The sequence below is a fragment of the Dehalobacter restrictus DSM 9455 genome (assembly GCF_000512895.1).
Lineage (GTDB): Bacteria > Bacillota > Desulfitobacteriia > Desulfitobacteriales > Syntrophobotulaceae > Dehalobacter > Dehalobacter restrictus.
Map to the genome: position 1 here is coordinate 2,477,275 of NZ_CP007033.1, position 15,869 is coordinate 2,493,143.

A 15,869-nucleotide genomic window follows, 5' to 3' on the forward strand; every position below is an offset into this window, starting at 1 on the left:
TTAATTTATGTTTTAAACTTAATATCACCAGCCGCGTTCCTGCATTCGTTCACTGGCATTGATTGAAGAAATCTCCAATCCCGGCATCGCTTCACCTAAATTCCGGGATACTTCGGTTAAGACCTCAGGCTCGTTATAGTGGGTTGTTGCCAGAACAATGGCCTTAGCCCGTGCCCTCGGATTCGATGACTTGAAGATTCCGGAGCCTACGAAGACCCCATCTACACCCAACTGCATCATCAAAGCGGCATCCGCTGGGGTTGCAATTCCGCCTGCGGCAAAATTCACTACTGGCAGCTTCCCGTTTTTGGCGACGGACAACACTAGGTCATAAGGTGCTCCCATCTCTTTGGCCGCAGTTATTACCTCTTCTTTCGGCATTGTTTTCAGTCTTCTGATTTCACTCAGTACCGTCCGCATATGCCTTACTGCTTCAACGATATTCCCCGTTCCTGGCTCTCCTTTAGTCCTGATCATCGCTGCGCCTTCTCCGATCCGGCGCAAAGCCTCTCCAAGATTGCGGGCTCCGCATACGAAAGGTACTGCAAAGGCCTGCTTATCAATGTGATAAAGATCATCCGCCGGGGTAAGGACTTCACTCTCGTCGATATAGTCTACGCCCAGACTTTCCAACACCTGTGCCTCGACAAAATGCCCAATCCTCACTTTGGCCATAACCGGAATCGTAACCGCTTCCATAATCTTTAGAATGATTGTTGGATCAGCCATTCGGGCCACCCCTCCGGCTGCCCGGATATCTGCCGGAACGCGTTCCAAGGCCATAACTGCGCATGCGCCTGCTTCTTCAGCAATCTTGGCCTGATCCGGAGTTGTCACATCCATGATCACTCCGCCTTTCAGCATCTCCGCTAATCCTGTTTTCAGTTTCCATGTTCCTTTTTCTGTCTTGCTCATCATGGCCTCCGTATTGATTAAATATTTCTTATTTCGACTGCACTTAACTCTCCTGAAACATTAGCGTACTCAGGTAACGTTCACCGGTGTCAGGAAGGACAACAACAATCCTTTTTCCTTCATTTTCCGGACGTTTAGCAACCTCCAGGGCTGCATAGACTGCGGCACCGGATGAGATCCCCACCAGGAGCCCTTCCTCCCTGGCCAGTCTGCGCCCTGTTTCAAAAGCCTGATCATTTGTTACTTTATAAATTTCATCGACAAGCTTTAGATTAAGGACTTGTGGAATAAACCCTGCCCCAATTCCCTGAATCTTGTGCGGTCCAGGCTTCCCACCGGATAAAACAGGAGAATCATTCGGTTCCACCGCAATGATTTTAACATCAGGTTTCCGTGATTTAAGAATTTCACCAACCCCTGTAATCGTCCCGCCTGTTCCTACGCCGCCTACAAAAATATCGACCTTCCCGTCTGTATCACTCCAAATCTCTTCAGCGGTTGTGTTACGGTGAATTTCCGGATTGGCGAGATTTTCGAACTGTTGGGGGATAAAAGAATTTGGCACCTCCTCCGCCAGCTCCAGCGCTTTTTTTATAGCCCCGTTCATTCCATCAGCCCCAGGGGTCAATACAAGTTCAGCACCATAAGCTTTAAGCAAGCTACGTCTTTCAACACTCATTGTATCCGGCATCGTCAGAATTAATCGGTATCCTCTGGCTGCTGTAACAAAGGCCAGTCCAATTCCAGTGTTTCCACTCGTTGGTTCAATGATCACCGAATCTTTATTAATCAGCCCTTTTCCCTCAGCCGTTTTGATCATATTCAGGGCAATTCTGTCTTTGACGCTTCCACCTGGGTTGAAGGATTCCAGTTTAGCCACAATCTCCGATTTTATCCCCACCGTTATTTTATTTAATTTTACCAATGGAGTACCACCAATTAAGTCTGTTAACTCTTCATAGATTTTACTCATCTAAACACGCCCCTTCTAAATATCACAATGTCTATAGTCTTTGTAGTGTTTAAAGATATAGTAGTAGGGTTTTAAGCATTTGTCAATACTATTCTGACTAATTTATCTGTTATTCCTATGGACTTTATAGTTTTCCATAGAGAAAAATTGACCTTATGCTGCCAGGTAACGGGCATATAAAAAACCCCATGGTTTTTCCAAACAACCATGGGGCAAGATTAAAATACACAGTATTAAATGCAATAATTGTCAAAGGAATTATTGTTCATTTTTTTATATTCCTCCATCAGGTCCGCCAAAGTATAAGAATCCAGTACCTTTACCATTGCATTTTTCAGATCGTCCCATACCATTTTGGTTACGCACAATTCAGCTCTGGAACAGGCACCCGGATTATTGTCATTGACGCAGTCGACGGGAGATATCGGGCCTTCCAGTGCTCTGATCGTATCACCGACCGTAATACTTTCAGGCTCTCTGCCTAAAATATATCCTCCCTGGAATCCGCGGATGCTTTTGATGAGCGCGTTCTGTTTCAGTGTAATGAGCAGCTGTTCCAAATAGCGTTCAGATAAATCCTGGCGCTCGGAAATACTATGAATGGTTACCGGTCCTGCGTGCTCATTCAGGGCCACGTCAAGAATCGCACGTAAACCATATCTTCCTTTTGTTGATATTTTCAAGTCGACCCTCTTTCCTTTCTTCAGATTTTATCGCTTCGTTAATAATCTAACTCATAATCGCTAATATCTATAGTTTTGTATGCCTTACAATCGTATAAATTGCACTCAGCCAGTGCCCTTTAGCTATTTTTAAGTCTCCAGGTCCAGTTCGTTTGTCAGTTCCATCTTATCTTTTTGCGTTTCCTGCCCCTTAAAGATCAGATCCGGATTTTTGATGATTACCCTGGTTCCAGGCGGGACAGATTGGGTAATAAACACGTTACTGCCAATAACTGAACCTTTTCCGATGATCGTTTCCCCGCCAAATATTGAGGCTCCGGAATAGACAGTCACATCATCTTCAATTGTCGGATGGCGCTTTTGGCTGCGAAGGCTTTGCCCGCCTCTGGTGGATAAGGCTCCCAGCGTTACACCCTGATAGATCTTAACATTATCGCCAATAATAGTAGTTTCGCCAATAACGACGCCCGTACCATGGTCAATAAAAAAATATTTACCGATTTTGGCCCCTGCATGAATATCAATTCCTGTCTCGTTATGAGCAAATTCAGTCATTATCCTCGGGATCAACGGAACAGAGAGAAGGTAAAGCTCGTGCGCCAGCCGGTAAATACTGACTGCCAAAAGACCTGGATATGCAAAGATTACAAGTGCTTTATCATCAGCAGCCGGGTCTCCGTCAAAAGCAGCCTGTACATCCAGGGCTAGGTATTCCCTTATTTCGGGGATTTTGCTCAAGAAATGTGAACATATTTCTTCTGTCCTTTCACTGATTTCCATCTCATCGCAAGATGCCGTATTGTCATGTTGATGTCTGAGCGCATGGGTCACCTGTTGATTTAGTTTTTCGTTGATCTCAATTAGCAAGTTCCCAATATGATATTCCAAGGTGCTTTCAGTCAGGTTTTGCTTGCCAAAATACCCCGGGAATAAAAGCTGCCGCAAGAGATAAATAATCTCGATGATAACATCCCTGTTCGGAAGCTGACAGGACAACTGGTTGTAGGGATTGGGTTGTTCCTGATAGCTGGAGACAATACTCGAAACAAGTTGATTCATTCGTGTGTTACCATTTTCCCTCATAATGATTCCCCCGAATATTTAAATTTACATAAGCAGATGGTCTTAGCCGTTTGTGTTAATCTTTTCATTCATGCTGCCGCTACGGTAACCCTTCAGGTCAAGTGTTGTATAAGTAAATCCAATATCAGCAAATGTCTTATAGATCTTCTGTGCTAAATTCGGTTGGACTATCTTTGTATTCTCCTGCGGGGATACCTCGATCCGGGCAATATCACCATGGTGGCGCACTCTGACTTGACGGAACCCCAAATCGTGCAAATACTGTTCTGCCAAATCAATCATCTTTAGTTTCTTTTCGTTGATTTCTTCACCATAGGGAATTCTGGAAGACAAACAGGCAAATGAGGGTTTATCCCAGGTTGCCAAGCCATATTCTTTGGAGAGAAGGCGTATTTCCTCTTTCGTCAGCCCCGCCTGGAGCAGCGGGCTCTGTATACCCAGCTCTTCTAAAGCCTGCCTTCCCGGACGATAATCGCTTAAATCATCCGCATTGGATCCTTCCACGATATATTTTGCGCCGTATTCAGCCGCGATCCCCAATATTTTGCTGAACAATTGTTTTTTACAGAGATAACAGCGGTTAAAAGGATTTTTGCCGAATTCAGGATCATCCAGCTCTTCGGATTCAATCAGCAAATGACTAATCCCTTCCTGCCGGCAAAACTGCACAGCTTCCCGAAGCTCTCTCTCCGGGAAAGCAAAAGACTTGGCCGTGACGGCAATCGCATTTTTGCCAAGAACGTCTCCGGAAACTTTCACTAAGAAAGTACTGTCCACCCCTCCGGAAAATGCAATCATTACCCTATCCATATTCTTGAGTTCTTGTTTCAGCAGAACAAGTTTATCTTTGTAATCCATTGATCAGCCTCTTTTTGTATATCTGAATGTTTATTAAGCTGTATGATATTCTTTTCAGCTTAATATACCATAATTTCTATGGTTTTAATAGGATCAGATGATAGATTCAAAAAACACTGCCAAACGCAGCAAGCTGAAAAAAGAGCCCGATTAACGGGCTCTTCCAGGGAGTTTACCGTCTTCCCCAAGACTAAATTATGCAGCCTTCTTTGCAATGAGCGGTTTCACGCAACATCCAATGTTTTGTAAACATTTGTGTACACCTCCTCTCACCGGAAAATTCCTAAGGCATCATATTCATCTCAAAACAATTTTGATTAAGAACTCTTTTCACCGCTTTGAGAAATATCCACGCGTTCTCGTAAACCTCTTCTTGCTTTTCTTCCGGGATTTCCGCCGATAGTTTTCTTAAAAAGAAATCCACGCGTTTCCATAAATCGGCCTTCGTTTTCTGACCTTCGCCTGTCAGGATCAGGTTTATGGCCCTGCAGTCAATTTCAGACCTTTGCTTGATAATCAGCCCCTGCTGGACAAGGGGTTCAATCAGTCTCGTCGAGGTACTTTTTTCGACGCCAAGTAATGGGTGCAAATCCGAAAGCTGCATTGTGCCATAGCTTCCTACAAGGTCCAAAATATAAAACTGGGTAAACGTGACACCCCCGCCAAGGATCGCATCCTGCTGGCAGCATCTGGACGTTTTAGTCATTTCAGCAAGCAGACAAAGCAATTGACGGTTGTTTTTCATCGGTACCTCTCCTTAGTTGTATAATACAACTACTTATTCTTGTTCGTCAAGTCATTTTTGACTCCATATTCACCGTGAAACCAACAATTTTCAATCATCATTCCCAAAATAGGGTTATTTTAATCCCGATTAAAATTTTTCTTAATAATATCCTTAACGACTTCCCCTGCCATCAGCAGACCAGCCATCGACGGAACGTAAGATATACTGCCAGGGATCTGACGTTTCAGGGAACAGTGGGCATCACCACTGGGGCAAATACAATTGGACTCGCAGCTCGTTTCCTGTTCCAAAGGCTTCAAAGTAGGTTCCGGAGAAAAGACGACTTTGAACCCCTGCGTAATACCTTCCCGTTTCAGGAGTTTGCGTACTGCTTTGGCTAAAGGGCAGCCGCTTGTTTTGGATATATCGGCGACGCGAAAACTGAGTGCATCCAGACGGTTGCCGGCTCCCATACACGAGATGAGCGGAATCCCTCTCCGGTGACATTCTTTGGCCAGACTTACTTTGCTTTTTACCGTATCGATTGCATCAACCACATAATCCGGTTTCTCGGCAAAGAAAACTTCAGCTCCTTCCTCTTGATAAAAGAACTGGAAGGTTTCTATTTTTGCGTTGGGGTTGATATCCAGTATCCTTTGTTTCATTACCTCAACCTTGGCTTTGCCAATCGTCGAGTGCAGGGCATGAAGCTGCCGGTTAATGTTTGTCAGGCAAATCTCATCAAAATCGACAAGTTTAAAGAAACCTATACCAGCTCTGGCCAGGGCTTCGGCCGTATAGGAGCCGACCCCGCCCAAACCGAAAATAGTCACTTTGCTGCTCTGAAGTTTTGACAGGCCTTCCTGACCAATCAACAATGCCGTACGGGAAAACTGATTTTGCATTATAAAACCTCGATTCCTACGACTCCGTAACCGGCATCCTCAATCGCGAATTGAATTGCTTCATCTTTGATGTCACTTAATGATTCCAGTATGGCCGTCTTGGACTCCAAATTAACATTGACCTCTGTTACACCTTCAAATTCACTTAAGGCCTCTTTTACATGACTGACACAGTGGCTGCAGCTCATACCTTCGATTGCAATTTTCTTTTTCATATTTTACACTCCTCATAGATTAATTGAGTTATCTTACCGGCCTGAACCGTTTTAGCCTCAGTGCATTCAGCAATACCGATACCGAACTGAAGCTCATGACAGCGGCGGCAATGGCCGGATTCAGCAGGGGGCCTCCAAAGATATACAGGATTCCCATCGCAATAGGGATACCAAGGATATTGTAACCAAATGCCCAAAATAGATTTTGCTTAATATTTCTGATTGTATTTTTGCTTAACTGGATCGCAGCCGGAACATCGAGCAGGTCGCTTCGCATCAGAATAATATCCGCGGATTCCATCGCAACGTCCGTGCCTGAACCGATAGCTATCCCGATATCTGCCTGGGCGAGGGCCGGAGCGTCGTTGATGCCGTCACCAACCATGGCGACCTTCCTGCCTTCCTGTTGGAGCTTCTTCACTTCGTTTGCCTTATCCTGAGGCAGGACTTCAGCCAGCGTTCTGTCGATCCCAACAAGTTTCGCGATGGCCTCGGCCGTTCTTCTGTTGTCACCGGTAATCATGGCAACTTCGATACCCATGTTATGGAGGACCTCAATCGCCCTGCTGCTGTTTTCCTTTATCGTATCGGCTACGGCGATAATCCCCGCAATGGTGTTGTCAATCGCAATATACATTGGGGTCTTGCCTTCTCCGGCCAATTGATGCGAGACTTCTTCGAAGTGGCTAAGGACTATTTCTCTTTCATCTGTCAATTTTTTGTTGCCAAGCAGCACATTCCGGCCTTCGATCTGAACTTCAATCCCCTGACCGGGAATTGCTCTAAATGTATCAGGTTTCTTAAAAGTCAGACCTTTGTCCTCAGCTTCCTTAACAATTGCTTCTCCAAGCGGGTGCTCCGATCCTTTTTCGGCTGAGGCGGCAAGCTGCAGAAGATCGTTTTGACTGATCCCATCAGCAGTAATAACGTCTGTGACTTTGGGTTTCCCTTCCGTGATCGTACCGGTCTTATCAAAAACGATGGTATTAATTTTATGTGTAGTTTCTAACGCCACCCCGCTCTTGATCAAAACCCCGTATTCGGCGCCTTTACCTGTTCCGACCATGATCGCGGTAGGTGTGGCCAGCCCCAGGGCACAGGGGCAAGCAATAACAAGTACAGAGATAAAGATGGTCAGCACGAAAACTGTAGACTGCCCTCCGATAAAATACCAGCCTAAAGCTGAAAGAAGAGCAATCCCCATCACCGCCGGCACAAAGTAACCGGAAACCACATCGGCCAGCTTGGCAATCGGCGCTTTGGAACCCTGTGCTTCCTCAACTAATTTGATGATCTGCGCAAGGACCGTGTCCTTCCCGACTTTGGTCGCTACATATTTGATGATCCCGTTTTTATTAATACTGGCCCCGATGATTGCATCACCTGGATTCTTTTCCACCGGTATGCTTTCACCGGTAAGCATTGATTCATCCACGGAAGTAGTCCCTTCAACGACATTACCGTCAACAGACATTTTTTCTCCCGGTTTCACAAAGATAATATCACCGGCCTCAACCTCTTCGATCGGGATCTCAATTTCTTTTCCATCCCGGATAATGATGGCCGTCTTTGGTGTAAGCCCCATCAACTTTTTAATCGCTTCCGAGGTTTTGCCCTTCGTCACGGATTCCAGGTATTTCCCCAACGTAATCAGCGTCAGAATTACCCCCGCCGCTTCAAAGTACAGATGATTGGCGTATTCCGCATTTCCTGTGATAATCCGGGAAACTGCAAACACCCCATAAAGGAATCCTGCCGAAGTGCCGATCGCAATCAGGGAGTCCATATTCGGGTTTCCCTTGAACAACGTTTTAAAGCCAACTGTAAAAAATTTATAGCCTGCGACGATCACAGGCAGGATAAGAATCAGCTGAACCAGCGCGAAATTCAAAGGATTCATCATCGGATCAATGATCTTCGGCAAATGAAAGCCAATCGCGCTGCCAAACATATGCCCCATCGTGACGATCAGCAGCGGAACAGTAAAGATTGCGGACAGGACAAACTTCTGCCAGAGAACCATTCTTTCTCTTTCTTTTCTCACCTTATCTTCATCAATCTTTGTGTCTTCTTCCAAAGCCCTGTATCCGGCTTTTTCAACCGCCTTTTTGAAATCTGAAACGCGTAGTGTGGAAGGATCATAACGGATGCTTAGTCTCTCTGTAGCCAGGTTGACACTGGCCTCTTCAACTCCGTGCAGTTTCCGTACTGCCCTTTCAACAGCCTTTGCACAGGCTGCGCAGGTCATGCCTTCTATTTTCAGCGATTTTTTCGCCATCGTGTTCCCTCCTTTCAGCTTGGCTTTCTTTCATTCGCTCCAAATAATTTTGTTAAACACAGTCTATTTATTTGTTACCTTAGCTAATATCGGATAATCTTGTCAATTTTTCCCCCTGCCATTGCCTTGTTTTTAATTGTATCAGATTTCAATTGACGGTTCAAAAACAAACCCACTTTCCCCTGCGATGATTCATGTTCGCAGGAGAAAGTGGGTTTCATTAATTAGCAGCACTCGAAGAGGATTTGCTATTCTACAACATTTCCAAAAAGGCATCGACTCTGAGTTTGATTTGCTGGCGGTCAGCATCACTGTAGTCTGTTTCAATCTGCAGAAGCGGGATATTATGATTTTTTTTCAGATGTTCCTTGATCGAGTAAGACTCAATATTGTACGTATGACAGGCTTGCAATGTGATATCCACAACCCCGTCCACGTTGTATTCCTGAACCAGTCTGCTCAGCAGTTTAAAGCGGCCGGTATTCGGGGAACTGCAGGAGCACGGGATCTTGCTGTATTTTTCAGCCAGGGCTTCAAACGGATCCATTTCCTCGGAAACAAGATCAACCAGACCTTTAATGCCGCTGCAGGATTCCTGCAGCACAATTGCTCCGCCTGCTTCTTCAATAACCTGCATGACTTTTTCCTGTCCGGTACCCGTCGGACAGCCTGTGATGAGTATCCGTTTGCTGGAAGGCTGGGAAGCACCTTCACCTTTTGCTGTCATTTCTTTAAGTTCAGCAATCAGTTCCTTGACCTTGGCGGTGTATTCATCGCGTTTGAACTGGAAGCTTCTTCCCCACAGCACTTTCAGCAGGTCTGTACCTGAAATCGGAGTCGGATGCAATTTATTGAGACTAACCAGTTCCATTAAAAGCTTTCTTTCCTCGTTGTAGGTCCTGATGACCTCAGCGAGCTTCTCGTTGCTGATCTTGACATCTAAATTCTTTTCAAAATAATCCTTGGCTCGGTAAATTTGTTTGACCCAATGGGCCTGTCTGTCTTCCAGATTGGAGCTGTTCGGAATATCCAGCACGATCATCGGCTTATGCTCCGCCAGCAGCTCGTACATCTTTTTCTTGCCGTCACAGGTCGTTTCGGCCAGGACAATGTCTGCAAAATGAAAAAAGGGACATTTACCGCTTACAGCAAAGCCATAACTGGATTTGACCAGCGGACAGAGATTACGCGGCAGTACTTTTTCCGCCTCGGCTATTGGTTCCTGTTTGGTCGCACAAAGCCCTACGGGCACTGCCCCTGCAGCCTCGATGAGTTCTATCGGGGAAAACACACAATAATACCCTACTACATTTCTGCCTTGTTCCTTGGCCTCCTTGGCCATGACCATCCCGCTAGGGATCAGCTGGTCGAAGTAAGCCATTGTTTGAGCTCTCATTTTTCTTGTTCCTCCTCTTTTATAATTCATACCCCAGGATTGCAGCTCCCAGAGCCCCTACAGCCTGAGGACACGGCGGCACAGCCAGCCTGCATCCTATTTCCTGACTAAGCAGGTCTTTAAGCACCTGGTTCTGAGCTACCCCGCCGCAAAAAGCAACGGTATCCTGAAAATGGATCTTCCCAGCCATCACGCTGATGCGTTTCGCGATGGACTTTAACAAACCGGCGACAATACTTTCGACAGTAATGCCCTGCGCCAGCAAGCCGATGATTTCTGATTCGGCAAATACTGCGCACATACTGTTGATGTCAGCCGGGTCGGCATCTTCGGCGAGGGCGGATAACTGCGAAACCTCCAGGCCCAGTGTTTGGGCGGTTACTTGCAGGAACCTTCCAGTTCCGGCCGCGCATTTGTCGTTCAGCACAAAGTCTTCAACTTTGCCCTTTTCGCCAAAACCGATCACCTTGCTGTCCTGACCGCCAATATCAATCAACCCGCAGGCTTCCGGCAGCAGATAATGTACACCGCGGGCATGGCAGGTAATTTCACTGAACGTTTTATCAAACATTCCCTGTTGAATACGGCCATAGCCTGTACCGACAAGCAAACTAATATCATCACGGGTCAGTCCCTGCGGCTTCAGCAGGCGCTCCAGAACCTCCTGCCCTGCCTGGGAAGGGCTCCAGCCAGTCGGAATAATTTTTGAATCAACCTGTTCTCCATTAAAAAGAACTGCTTTGGTTGATACGGATCCGATGTCGATACCCACTGTCCATTTCATCTCGGGCCTCCAGCATACCTTTTCAATAATTGATTAAGCATTAATTCCCTCTGCTTCAAGCTTTCAAATTACTTTATTATAGCAAGCGTCAGATCTTTCTTGAAATACTTTTTATCTTCAAATAGGATTGCTATCTATCGATAATAACGATAATATAAAATCATTAACGTTAACGGACTAACGGATAAAGCAAAGACTAACAGCCTATCCTATCTGAGGGAGTGAATATCATGTTGTTGCATCAATTGGAGATTTTTACACAAGTAGCGGAAAAAAACAGCTTTTCTAAGGCTGCCCAAAGTCTTTTTTTAAGCCAGTCGACGGTCAGTACGCATATAAGCAATCTGGAGCACTACTTTGGTCAAAAACTGTTTGACCGGCTTGGAAAGGAAATTGTCTTAACACCTTTTGGGGAGAAATTATATCCATGGGCGAGGGAAATACTCAATGTAAAAGACAGGGCACTATGGGAAATGAAAGGCTGGACTGCAAAAATTGACGGTCATCTGCATATTGCTGCCAGCAGCGTTCCGGCTAAATATGCAATTCCGACTTTATTGGCCAAATTCTTAGGGGAGTATAAAGGAATTCAATTTGTCCTTAACCAGAGCGGTTCGGAAATTGTTGCAGCCAAGCTGTTGAACGGGGATGCCGAAATTGGTGTGCTGGGTAAACAATACCACGAGGATCAGTTGACTTTTATTCCTTTTCTGCAAGAAAAGCTGGTCTTAATCACACCCAGCAGCATTCATTTAAACAATCATATTTCCATTACTGAACTGGTGGATTACCCTTTTGTTTTTCGTAAGTCAGATTCGGGCACCCAGGCAAATGTCGTTCAAATGCTGCATACATCAGGTATTACGCTTTCCGACTTGCAGGTTGTCGGCTACTGCGACAACCTCGAAGCTCTTAAAGAGAGTGTCAGGGAAGGGATTGGCATCTCAATCATTTCAGGCATAGCCGCTCTGGATTATGTCAAAAGCAGACAGATCAATGCCTATGAACTTGCCGAACTGCCCGAAAAAAGAATGTTCTATTTTGCCCACCATAAAAAAAGAACCCTGTCTCCCTGGGCAGAAACTTTTATTCACTTCTGCCTGGAATCAGCCGGTCTTGTTTCGAATCAATATGCATCTTTGCCTGACTAACTTGACATTTTAGACTGCATAAAAATTTATGACCCTAGAAACCATCTATCACTTCTAAAAAATATAAACGGGATGTAATCTAACCCATCCAAGCGTAACATGGATGTAAAGCACGTCTATTAGCGCCAGGAGGGCGCTAATAGACGAAGAGCGGTTAGATTACGTCCCGTATATATACATAATACTTTATGGCTCACTCAGATTTTATCGAGTGCCTGCTTCAGATCGGCAATAATGTCTTCGGCATCCTCAATACCGATGGACAGTCTGATCATATCCGGCGTCACGCCGGAAGCAAGCTGTTCTTGCTCAGATAGCTGGGCATGAGTCGTGCTGGCCGGATGAATGACAAGAGATTTAGCATCGGCGACATTCGCGAGCAAAGAGAACAGCTCCAGGTTATTGATAAACCTTTTGCCTTCTTTGATGCCGCCCTTAATCCCAAAAGTAAAAATCGAACCGCTTCCTTTCGGAAAGTATTTTTTGGCTAGCGCATGGTATTTGTTTTCTTCAAGTTCCGGGTAATTGACCCAGGAGACACGCGGATGACCCTGGAGGAAATCAACGACTTTCCTGGTGTTCTCCACATGCTGTCTGACCCGGAGAGACAGAGTCTCAAGTCCCTGAAGCAAAAGGAACGAATTAAACGGGCTGATCGTTGCTCCCGTGTCCCGGATCAGCTGCAGCCGGATTTTGGAAATATAGGCCAACGGTCCAAGTGCTTCAAAGTATTTTAGACCATGATAGCTCGGATCAGGTTCGGTCATCCCCGGAAATTCGCCGCTTGCCGACCAGTCAAATTTTCCGGAATCAATGATCAGTCCTCCGATTGTCGTGCCATGTCCGCCGATAAACTTCGTTGCGGAATGCACAACAATATCCGCGCCGAATTCAATCGGCTTGAGAAGGTAAGGTGATGCAAATGTGCTATCAATAATCAGCGGGATACCATTTTCATGCGCGATTTGGGCCACAGCCTCAATATCGATAATGTTGATGCCCGGATTACCAAGGGCTTCTATATAGATAGCTTTTGTTTTTTTCGTGATGGCAGCCCGGAAGTTTTCCGGCTCATCGGGATTCACAAACGTGGTTTTTAAACCAAGTCTGGCCAACGTCGTCGAAAACAAATTATACGTTCCGCCATACAACGTATTCGCAGATACAATCTCATCGCCAGCACCGGCAATATTTAAGATGGCATACGTGACAGCGGCCGATCCGGATGCTGTTGCAATCGCGGCAGCTCCGCCCTCCAACGCTGCAATCCTCTTTTCCAGGACATCCGTCGTCGGATTCATCATCCGGGTATAGATATTGCCGGATTCCTCCAGGCTGAATAATTTAGCCGCATGATCCGTATCCTTAAATTCATACGAAGTCGTCTGATAAATTGGTACTGCTCTGGAACCTGTTGTCGGATCAGGCACCTGACCGGCATGTACTTGCAAAGTATCAAATTTCCAGTTATTTTTGCTCATATTGTTTCCCCTCTTAAATATTTTTAAATGTTCATATGTTCATATGTTTCTGGGTTCGCAATTATATTTATTTATCCTGAAACATTTCAGTACTTATATACCTTTCACCGGTATCCGGAAGAATGACCACAATCATTTTTCCTTCATTTTCTGGACGTTTGGCAACTTCCAGGGCGGCAAAAGCGGCTGCACCGGCGGAAATCCCGACCAGCATTCCCTCTTTTTTCACCAGTTCTCTTCCCGTCTGATACGCTTCCTGATCCGTCACCTGGAATATTTCATCAATGAGGTCAATGTTTAAAACTCCGGGAACAAACCCTGCTCCGATTCCCTGAAGGTTGTGGGAACCCGGCCTGCCCCCTGAGAGGACCGGAGAGCCTTGAGGTTCCACTGCGATCACCTTTAGTTCAGGTTTACGCACCTTCAGAACTTCTCCTATACCTGTAAGCGTGCCTCCTGTTCCAACTCCGGCAACCAGAATGTCTATTTCGCCATCTGTATCGGCCCAGATTTCCTCAGCCGTCGTCTCCCGATGGATTTGAGGGTTGGCCTGATTTTCAAACTGCTGGGGAATAAAGGATCCTGGGATTTCCCGGGCCAACTCCGCTGCTTTTTTAATTGAACCTGTCATCCCTTCCGAACCTGGCGTCAGGATGACTTCAGCACCGTAAGCCTGAAGCAGCTTCCGCCTCTCTACACTCATTGTTTCCGGCATGGTCAGGATCAGCCGGTACCCTTTGGCCGCTGCAACAAAAGCCAGGCCAATGCCGGTATTACCGCTGGTCGGTTCAATGATCACCGAATCCTTTGTCATGAGGCCTTTTTTCTCGGCATCCAGAATCATATTCAAAGCGATCCTGTCCTTGATGCTACCACCAGGATTGAACGATTCAATCTTCGCAATTACCTCCGCATTGATTCCGGCAGAGATATGATGAAGTCTTACCAGCGGTGTACCGCCAATAAGCTCCGTCAAACCGTCATATATTTTTCCCATTTTATGCACCATCCTTACCCAGCTGACAATATTTCATATGTCTGCGAACACTTTCGGTATGCTTCTCTACCACCCTCGAGATGATCCGCCGCCCCCGGAAGAACCGCCTCCGAACCCGCCACCACCAAAACCACCGCCGGAAGATCCGCCTCCAAATCCGCCTCCGAATCCCCCCCCGAAAGGACCACGGAAATTGCCGCTCCGCTTGCCTTTGTTACGGCTGTTAAAGTAAATAATGATAACGAGCACAACAATGATGATGATCCAGTCATAATCAAATCCTGATGATTCTTCAGCTGCTAATTCCTCCGATGCCCCCAGATCATCAATACCATATTCCTGGCAGACCTCAGCGACCAGGAGATTAAATACCAGATAGACGCCGCCGTCGTAATCCCCATCCTGGAAATACGGTGTAGACTGGTCCAGAAAACGACCGGCCTTGGCATCATTAATCCTACCTTCCAGACCATAGCCCACTTCTATTCTGCGCTCCCGGTCATCTTTGCTGATCAGGAACAATACACCGTTGTTTTTTTCCTGATCTCCAATGCCCCAGACCCGAAACAGTTTATTGGCATACTCCTCAACCGTGCTGCCTTCCAGGGAATCAACCGTCACAACGGCGATCTGGGCCGAGGTTTTTTCATCCAGAGCAGCGGCAATTCTAAGAATTTCCTGTTTTGTTGTATCTGACAGCATACCGGCATAATCCTGTACATAGATATCCGTTGCCGGCTTGACCGGCAGCGTCACTGCCAGCAGAGAAGGGCAAACCCCTGCCGTCAGCAAAAATACAGCCAGGAATACGAAAAGCAGTTTCTTTGCCATTCCTGTCCTCCTACTCGCCAAATTTTACTACCGGAGCCTTTTCTGCTCCTTCCTCGGCTTCGTAGTAAGTGTAGCTTTCAAAATTAAACATCCCTGCAATAATATTTCTCGGGAAACGCTTAATAGAAGTATTAAACGTTTGAACAGCCTCATTATAATCCTGACGGGCAATTGCCAAGCGGTTCTCAGTCCCGGCCAGTTCATCCTGCAGGGCAATGAAGTTCTGGTTTGCTTTCAGATCCGGATAATTCTCAACGATCACCAGTAATCTGGACAAAGCACTGCTCAGCTCATCGTCCGCTGCTACTTTTTCATTGATTGTCTGGGCTCCGGCCAGTTTCGAACGCGCATCCGCGATAGCGGTAAATACTTCATTTTCATGCGCAGCATATCCCTTGACTGTTGCAACAAGATTTGGAATCAGGTCCATTCTGCGCTGCAGCTGGTTCTCGACCTGGCTCCACTTACTTTTTACATTTTCATCAGCAGTCACCAGACTGTTATAGCTGCCGATCAAAGAACCTCCAATTATCATAATCAGAATCAGGATAATTCCCAATACAATAGCTGTCTTTTTCATTTTTCTCCCCCA

General features: G+C 46.0%; 16 protein-coding genes. 1 reads left to right on the forward strand and 15 read right to left on the reverse strand.

Annotation, left to right across the window (positions count from 1 at the left end):
• Positions 1 to 24: 24 nt before the first annotated feature.
• The 11 genes from pdxS to DEHRE_RS11930 all read right to left on the reverse strand — a co-directional run bounded on the left by pdxS (position 25) and on the right by DEHRE_RS11930 (position 10,817).
• Positions 25 to 915, reverse strand: a complete 891-nt coding sequence (gene pdxS / locus DEHRE_RS11880; RefSeq protein ID WP_019226003.1) for a pyridoxal 5'-phosphate synthase lyase subunit PdxS — start codon at positions 913 to 915, stop codon at positions 25 to 27.
• Between the two features lie 43 nt (positions 916 to 958).
• Positions 959 to 1,888: a cysteine synthase A gene (gene cysK / locus DEHRE_RS11885; protein ID WP_025206108.1), complete on the reverse strand. Its 930-nt coding sequence runs from the start codon at positions 1,886 to 1,888 to the stop codon at positions 959 to 961.
• Between the two features lie 233 nt (positions 1,889 to 2,121).
• Complete coding sequence (locus DEHRE_RS11890) at positions 2,122 to 2,571, reverse strand: RrF2 family transcriptional regulator (protein WP_019226001.1); 450 nt, start codon at positions 2,569 to 2,571, stop codon at positions 2,122 to 2,124.
• 129 nt (positions 2,572 to 2,700) lie between these two features.
• On the reverse strand, positions 2,701 to 3,630 hold the full coding sequence (epsC, locus tag DEHRE_RS11895; protein WP_083221842.1) for a serine O-acetyltransferase EpsC: 930 nt from the start codon (positions 3,628 to 3,630) through the stop codon (positions 2,701 to 2,703).
• Between the two features lie 66 nt (positions 3,631 to 3,696).
• Positions 3,697 to 4,512: an ATP-dependent sacrificial sulfur transferase LarE gene (gene larE / locus DEHRE_RS11900; protein WP_019225999.1), complete on the reverse strand. Its 816-nt coding sequence runs from the start codon at positions 4,510 to 4,512 to the stop codon at positions 3,697 to 3,699.
• Positions 4,513 to 4,795: 283 nt separating this feature from the next.
• Positions 4,796 to 5,257 carry a MarR family winged helix-turn-helix transcriptional regulator gene (locus tag DEHRE_RS11905; protein ID WP_019225998.1) on the reverse strand — a complete coding sequence of 154 codons (462 nt, stop codon included), beginning with the start codon at positions 5,255 to 5,257 and terminating at the stop codon, positions 4,796 to 4,798.
• 119 nt (positions 5,258 to 5,376) lie between these two features.
• The gene (locus tag DEHRE_RS11910; protein WP_019225997.1) at positions 5,377 to 6,144 is read right to left on the reverse strand and encodes a tRNA threonylcarbamoyladenosine dehydratase; all 768 of its coding nucleotides are present in this window, start codon (positions 6,142 to 6,144) and stop codon (positions 5,377 to 5,379) included.
• A complete protein-coding gene (locus DEHRE_RS11915; RefSeq protein ID WP_019225996.1) occupies positions 6,144 to 6,359 on the reverse strand; it encodes a heavy-metal-associated domain-containing protein in 216 nt (71 codons plus the stop codon). Before DEHRE_RS11915 ends, DEHRE_RS11910 begins: the two co-directional genes overlap by 1 nt.
• A gap of 28 nt (positions 6,360 to 6,387) precedes the next feature.
• Positions 6,388 to 8,637, reverse strand: coding sequence for a heavy metal translocating P-type ATPase (locus DEHRE_RS11920; RefSeq protein WP_025206109.1), 2,250 nt, complete (start codon positions 8,635 to 8,637; stop codon positions 6,388 to 6,390).
• A 253-nt stretch (positions 8,638 to 8,890) separates the two neighbouring features.
• Positions 8,891 to 10,033 (reverse strand): double-cubane-cluster-containing anaerobic reductase, encoded by a 1,143-nt coding sequence (locus tag DEHRE_RS11925; RefSeq protein ID WP_019225994.1) that lies wholly within the window; start codon positions 10,031 to 10,033, stop codon positions 8,891 to 8,893.
• Between the two features lie 19 nt (positions 10,034 to 10,052).
• A complete protein-coding gene (locus DEHRE_RS11930; RefSeq protein WP_019225993.1) occupies positions 10,053 to 10,817 on the reverse strand; it encodes an acyl-CoA dehydratase activase in 765 nt (254 codons plus the stop codon).
• Positions 10,818 to 11,047: 230 nt separating this feature from the next.
• Here DEHRE_RS11930 and DEHRE_RS11935 point away from each other — a divergent pair, with 230 nt between their 5' ends.
• A complete protein-coding gene (locus DEHRE_RS11935) occupies positions 11,048 to 11,968 on the forward strand; it encodes a selenium metabolism-associated LysR family transcriptional regulator (protein WP_019225992.1) in 921 nt (306 codons plus the stop codon).
• Between the two features lie 197 nt (positions 11,969 to 12,165).
• On the opposite strand, the gene DEHRE_RS11940 is transcribed toward DEHRE_RS11935, so the two are convergent.
• The 4 genes from DEHRE_RS11940 to DEHRE_RS11955 all read right to left on the reverse strand — a co-directional run bounded on the left by DEHRE_RS11940 (position 12,166) and on the right by DEHRE_RS11955 (position 15,857).
• A complete protein-coding gene (locus DEHRE_RS11940; RefSeq protein ID WP_019225991.1) occupies positions 12,166 to 13,449 on the reverse strand; it encodes a homocysteine synthase in 1,284 nt (427 codons plus the stop codon).
• 67 nt (positions 13,450 to 13,516) lie between these two features.
• A complete protein-coding gene (gene cysK / locus DEHRE_RS11945; RefSeq protein ID WP_019225990.1) occupies positions 13,517 to 14,446 on the reverse strand; it encodes a cysteine synthase A in 930 nt (309 codons plus the stop codon).
• Between the two features lie 66 nt (positions 14,447 to 14,512).
• The gene (locus tag DEHRE_RS11950) at positions 14,513 to 15,277 is read right to left on the reverse strand and encodes a TPM domain-containing protein (RefSeq protein WP_019225989.1); all 765 of its coding nucleotides are present in this window, start codon (positions 15,275 to 15,277) and stop codon (positions 14,513 to 14,515) included.
• 10 nt (positions 15,278 to 15,287) lie between these two features.
• On the reverse strand, positions 15,288 to 15,857 hold the full coding sequence (locus DEHRE_RS11955; protein WP_019225988.1) for a LemA family protein: 570 nt from the start codon (positions 15,855 to 15,857) through the stop codon (positions 15,288 to 15,290).
• Positions 15,858 to 15,869: the final 12 nt, after the last annotated feature.

Bases quoted from the DNA above. Each gene is read 5' to 3' on its own strand.
- DEHRE_RS11915 (WP_019225996.1), bottom strand. From the start codon at position 6,359: ATGAAAAAGAAAATTGCAATCGAAGGTATGAGCTGCAGCCACTGTGTC.
- DEHRE_RS11925 (WP_019225994.1), bottom strand. From the start codon at position 10,033: ATGAGAGCTCAAACAATGGCTTACTTCGACCAGCTGATCCCTAGCGGG.
- DEHRE_RS11930 (WP_019225993.1), bottom strand. From the start codon at position 10,817: ATGAAATGGACAGTGGGTATCGACATCGGATCCGTATCAACCAAAGCA.
- DEHRE_RS11950 (WP_019225989.1), bottom strand. From the start codon at position 15,277: ATGGCAAAGAAACTGCTTTTCGTATTCCTGGCTGTATTTTTGCTGACG.
- DEHRE_RS11910 (WP_019225997.1), bottom strand. From the start codon at position 6,144: ATGCAAAATCAGTTTTCCCGTACGGCATTGTTGATTGGTCAGGAAGGC.
- DEHRE_RS11940 (WP_019225991.1), bottom strand. From the start codon at position 13,449: ATGAGCAAAAATAACTGGAAATTTGATACTTTGCAAGTACATGCCGGT.
- cysK (WP_025206108.1), bottom strand. From the start codon at position 1,888: ATGAGTAAAATCTATGAAGAGTTAACAGACTTAATTGGTGGTACTCCA.
- DEHRE_RS11955 (WP_019225988.1), bottom strand. From the start codon at position 15,857: ATGAAAAAGACAGCTATTGTATTGGGAATTATCCTGATTCTGATTATG.
- DEHRE_RS11905 (WP_019225998.1), bottom strand. From the start codon at position 5,257: ATGAAAAACAACCGTCAATTGCTTTGTCTGCTTGCTGAAATGACTAAA.
- larE (WP_019225999.1), bottom strand. From the start codon at position 4,512: ATGGATTACAAAGATAAACTTGTTCTGCTGAAACAAGAACTCAAGAAT.
- epsC (WP_083221842.1), bottom strand. From the start codon at position 3,630: ATGAATCAACTTGTTTCGAGTATTGTCTCCAGCTATCAGGAACAACCC.
- DEHRE_RS11935 (WP_019225992.1), top strand. From the start codon at position 11,048: ATGTTGTTGCATCAATTGGAGATTTTTACACAAGTAGCGGAAAAAAAC.
- pdxS (WP_019226003.1), bottom strand. From the start codon at position 915: ATGAGCAAGACAGAAAAAGGAACATGGAAACTGAAAACAGGATTAGCG.
- DEHRE_RS11920 (WP_025206109.1), bottom strand. From the start codon at position 8,637: ATGGCGAAAAAATCGCTGAAAATAGAAGGCATGACCTGCGCAGCCTGT.
- cysK (WP_019225990.1), bottom strand. From the start codon at position 14,446: ATGGGAAAAATATATGACGGTTTGACGGAGCTTATTGGCGGTACACCG.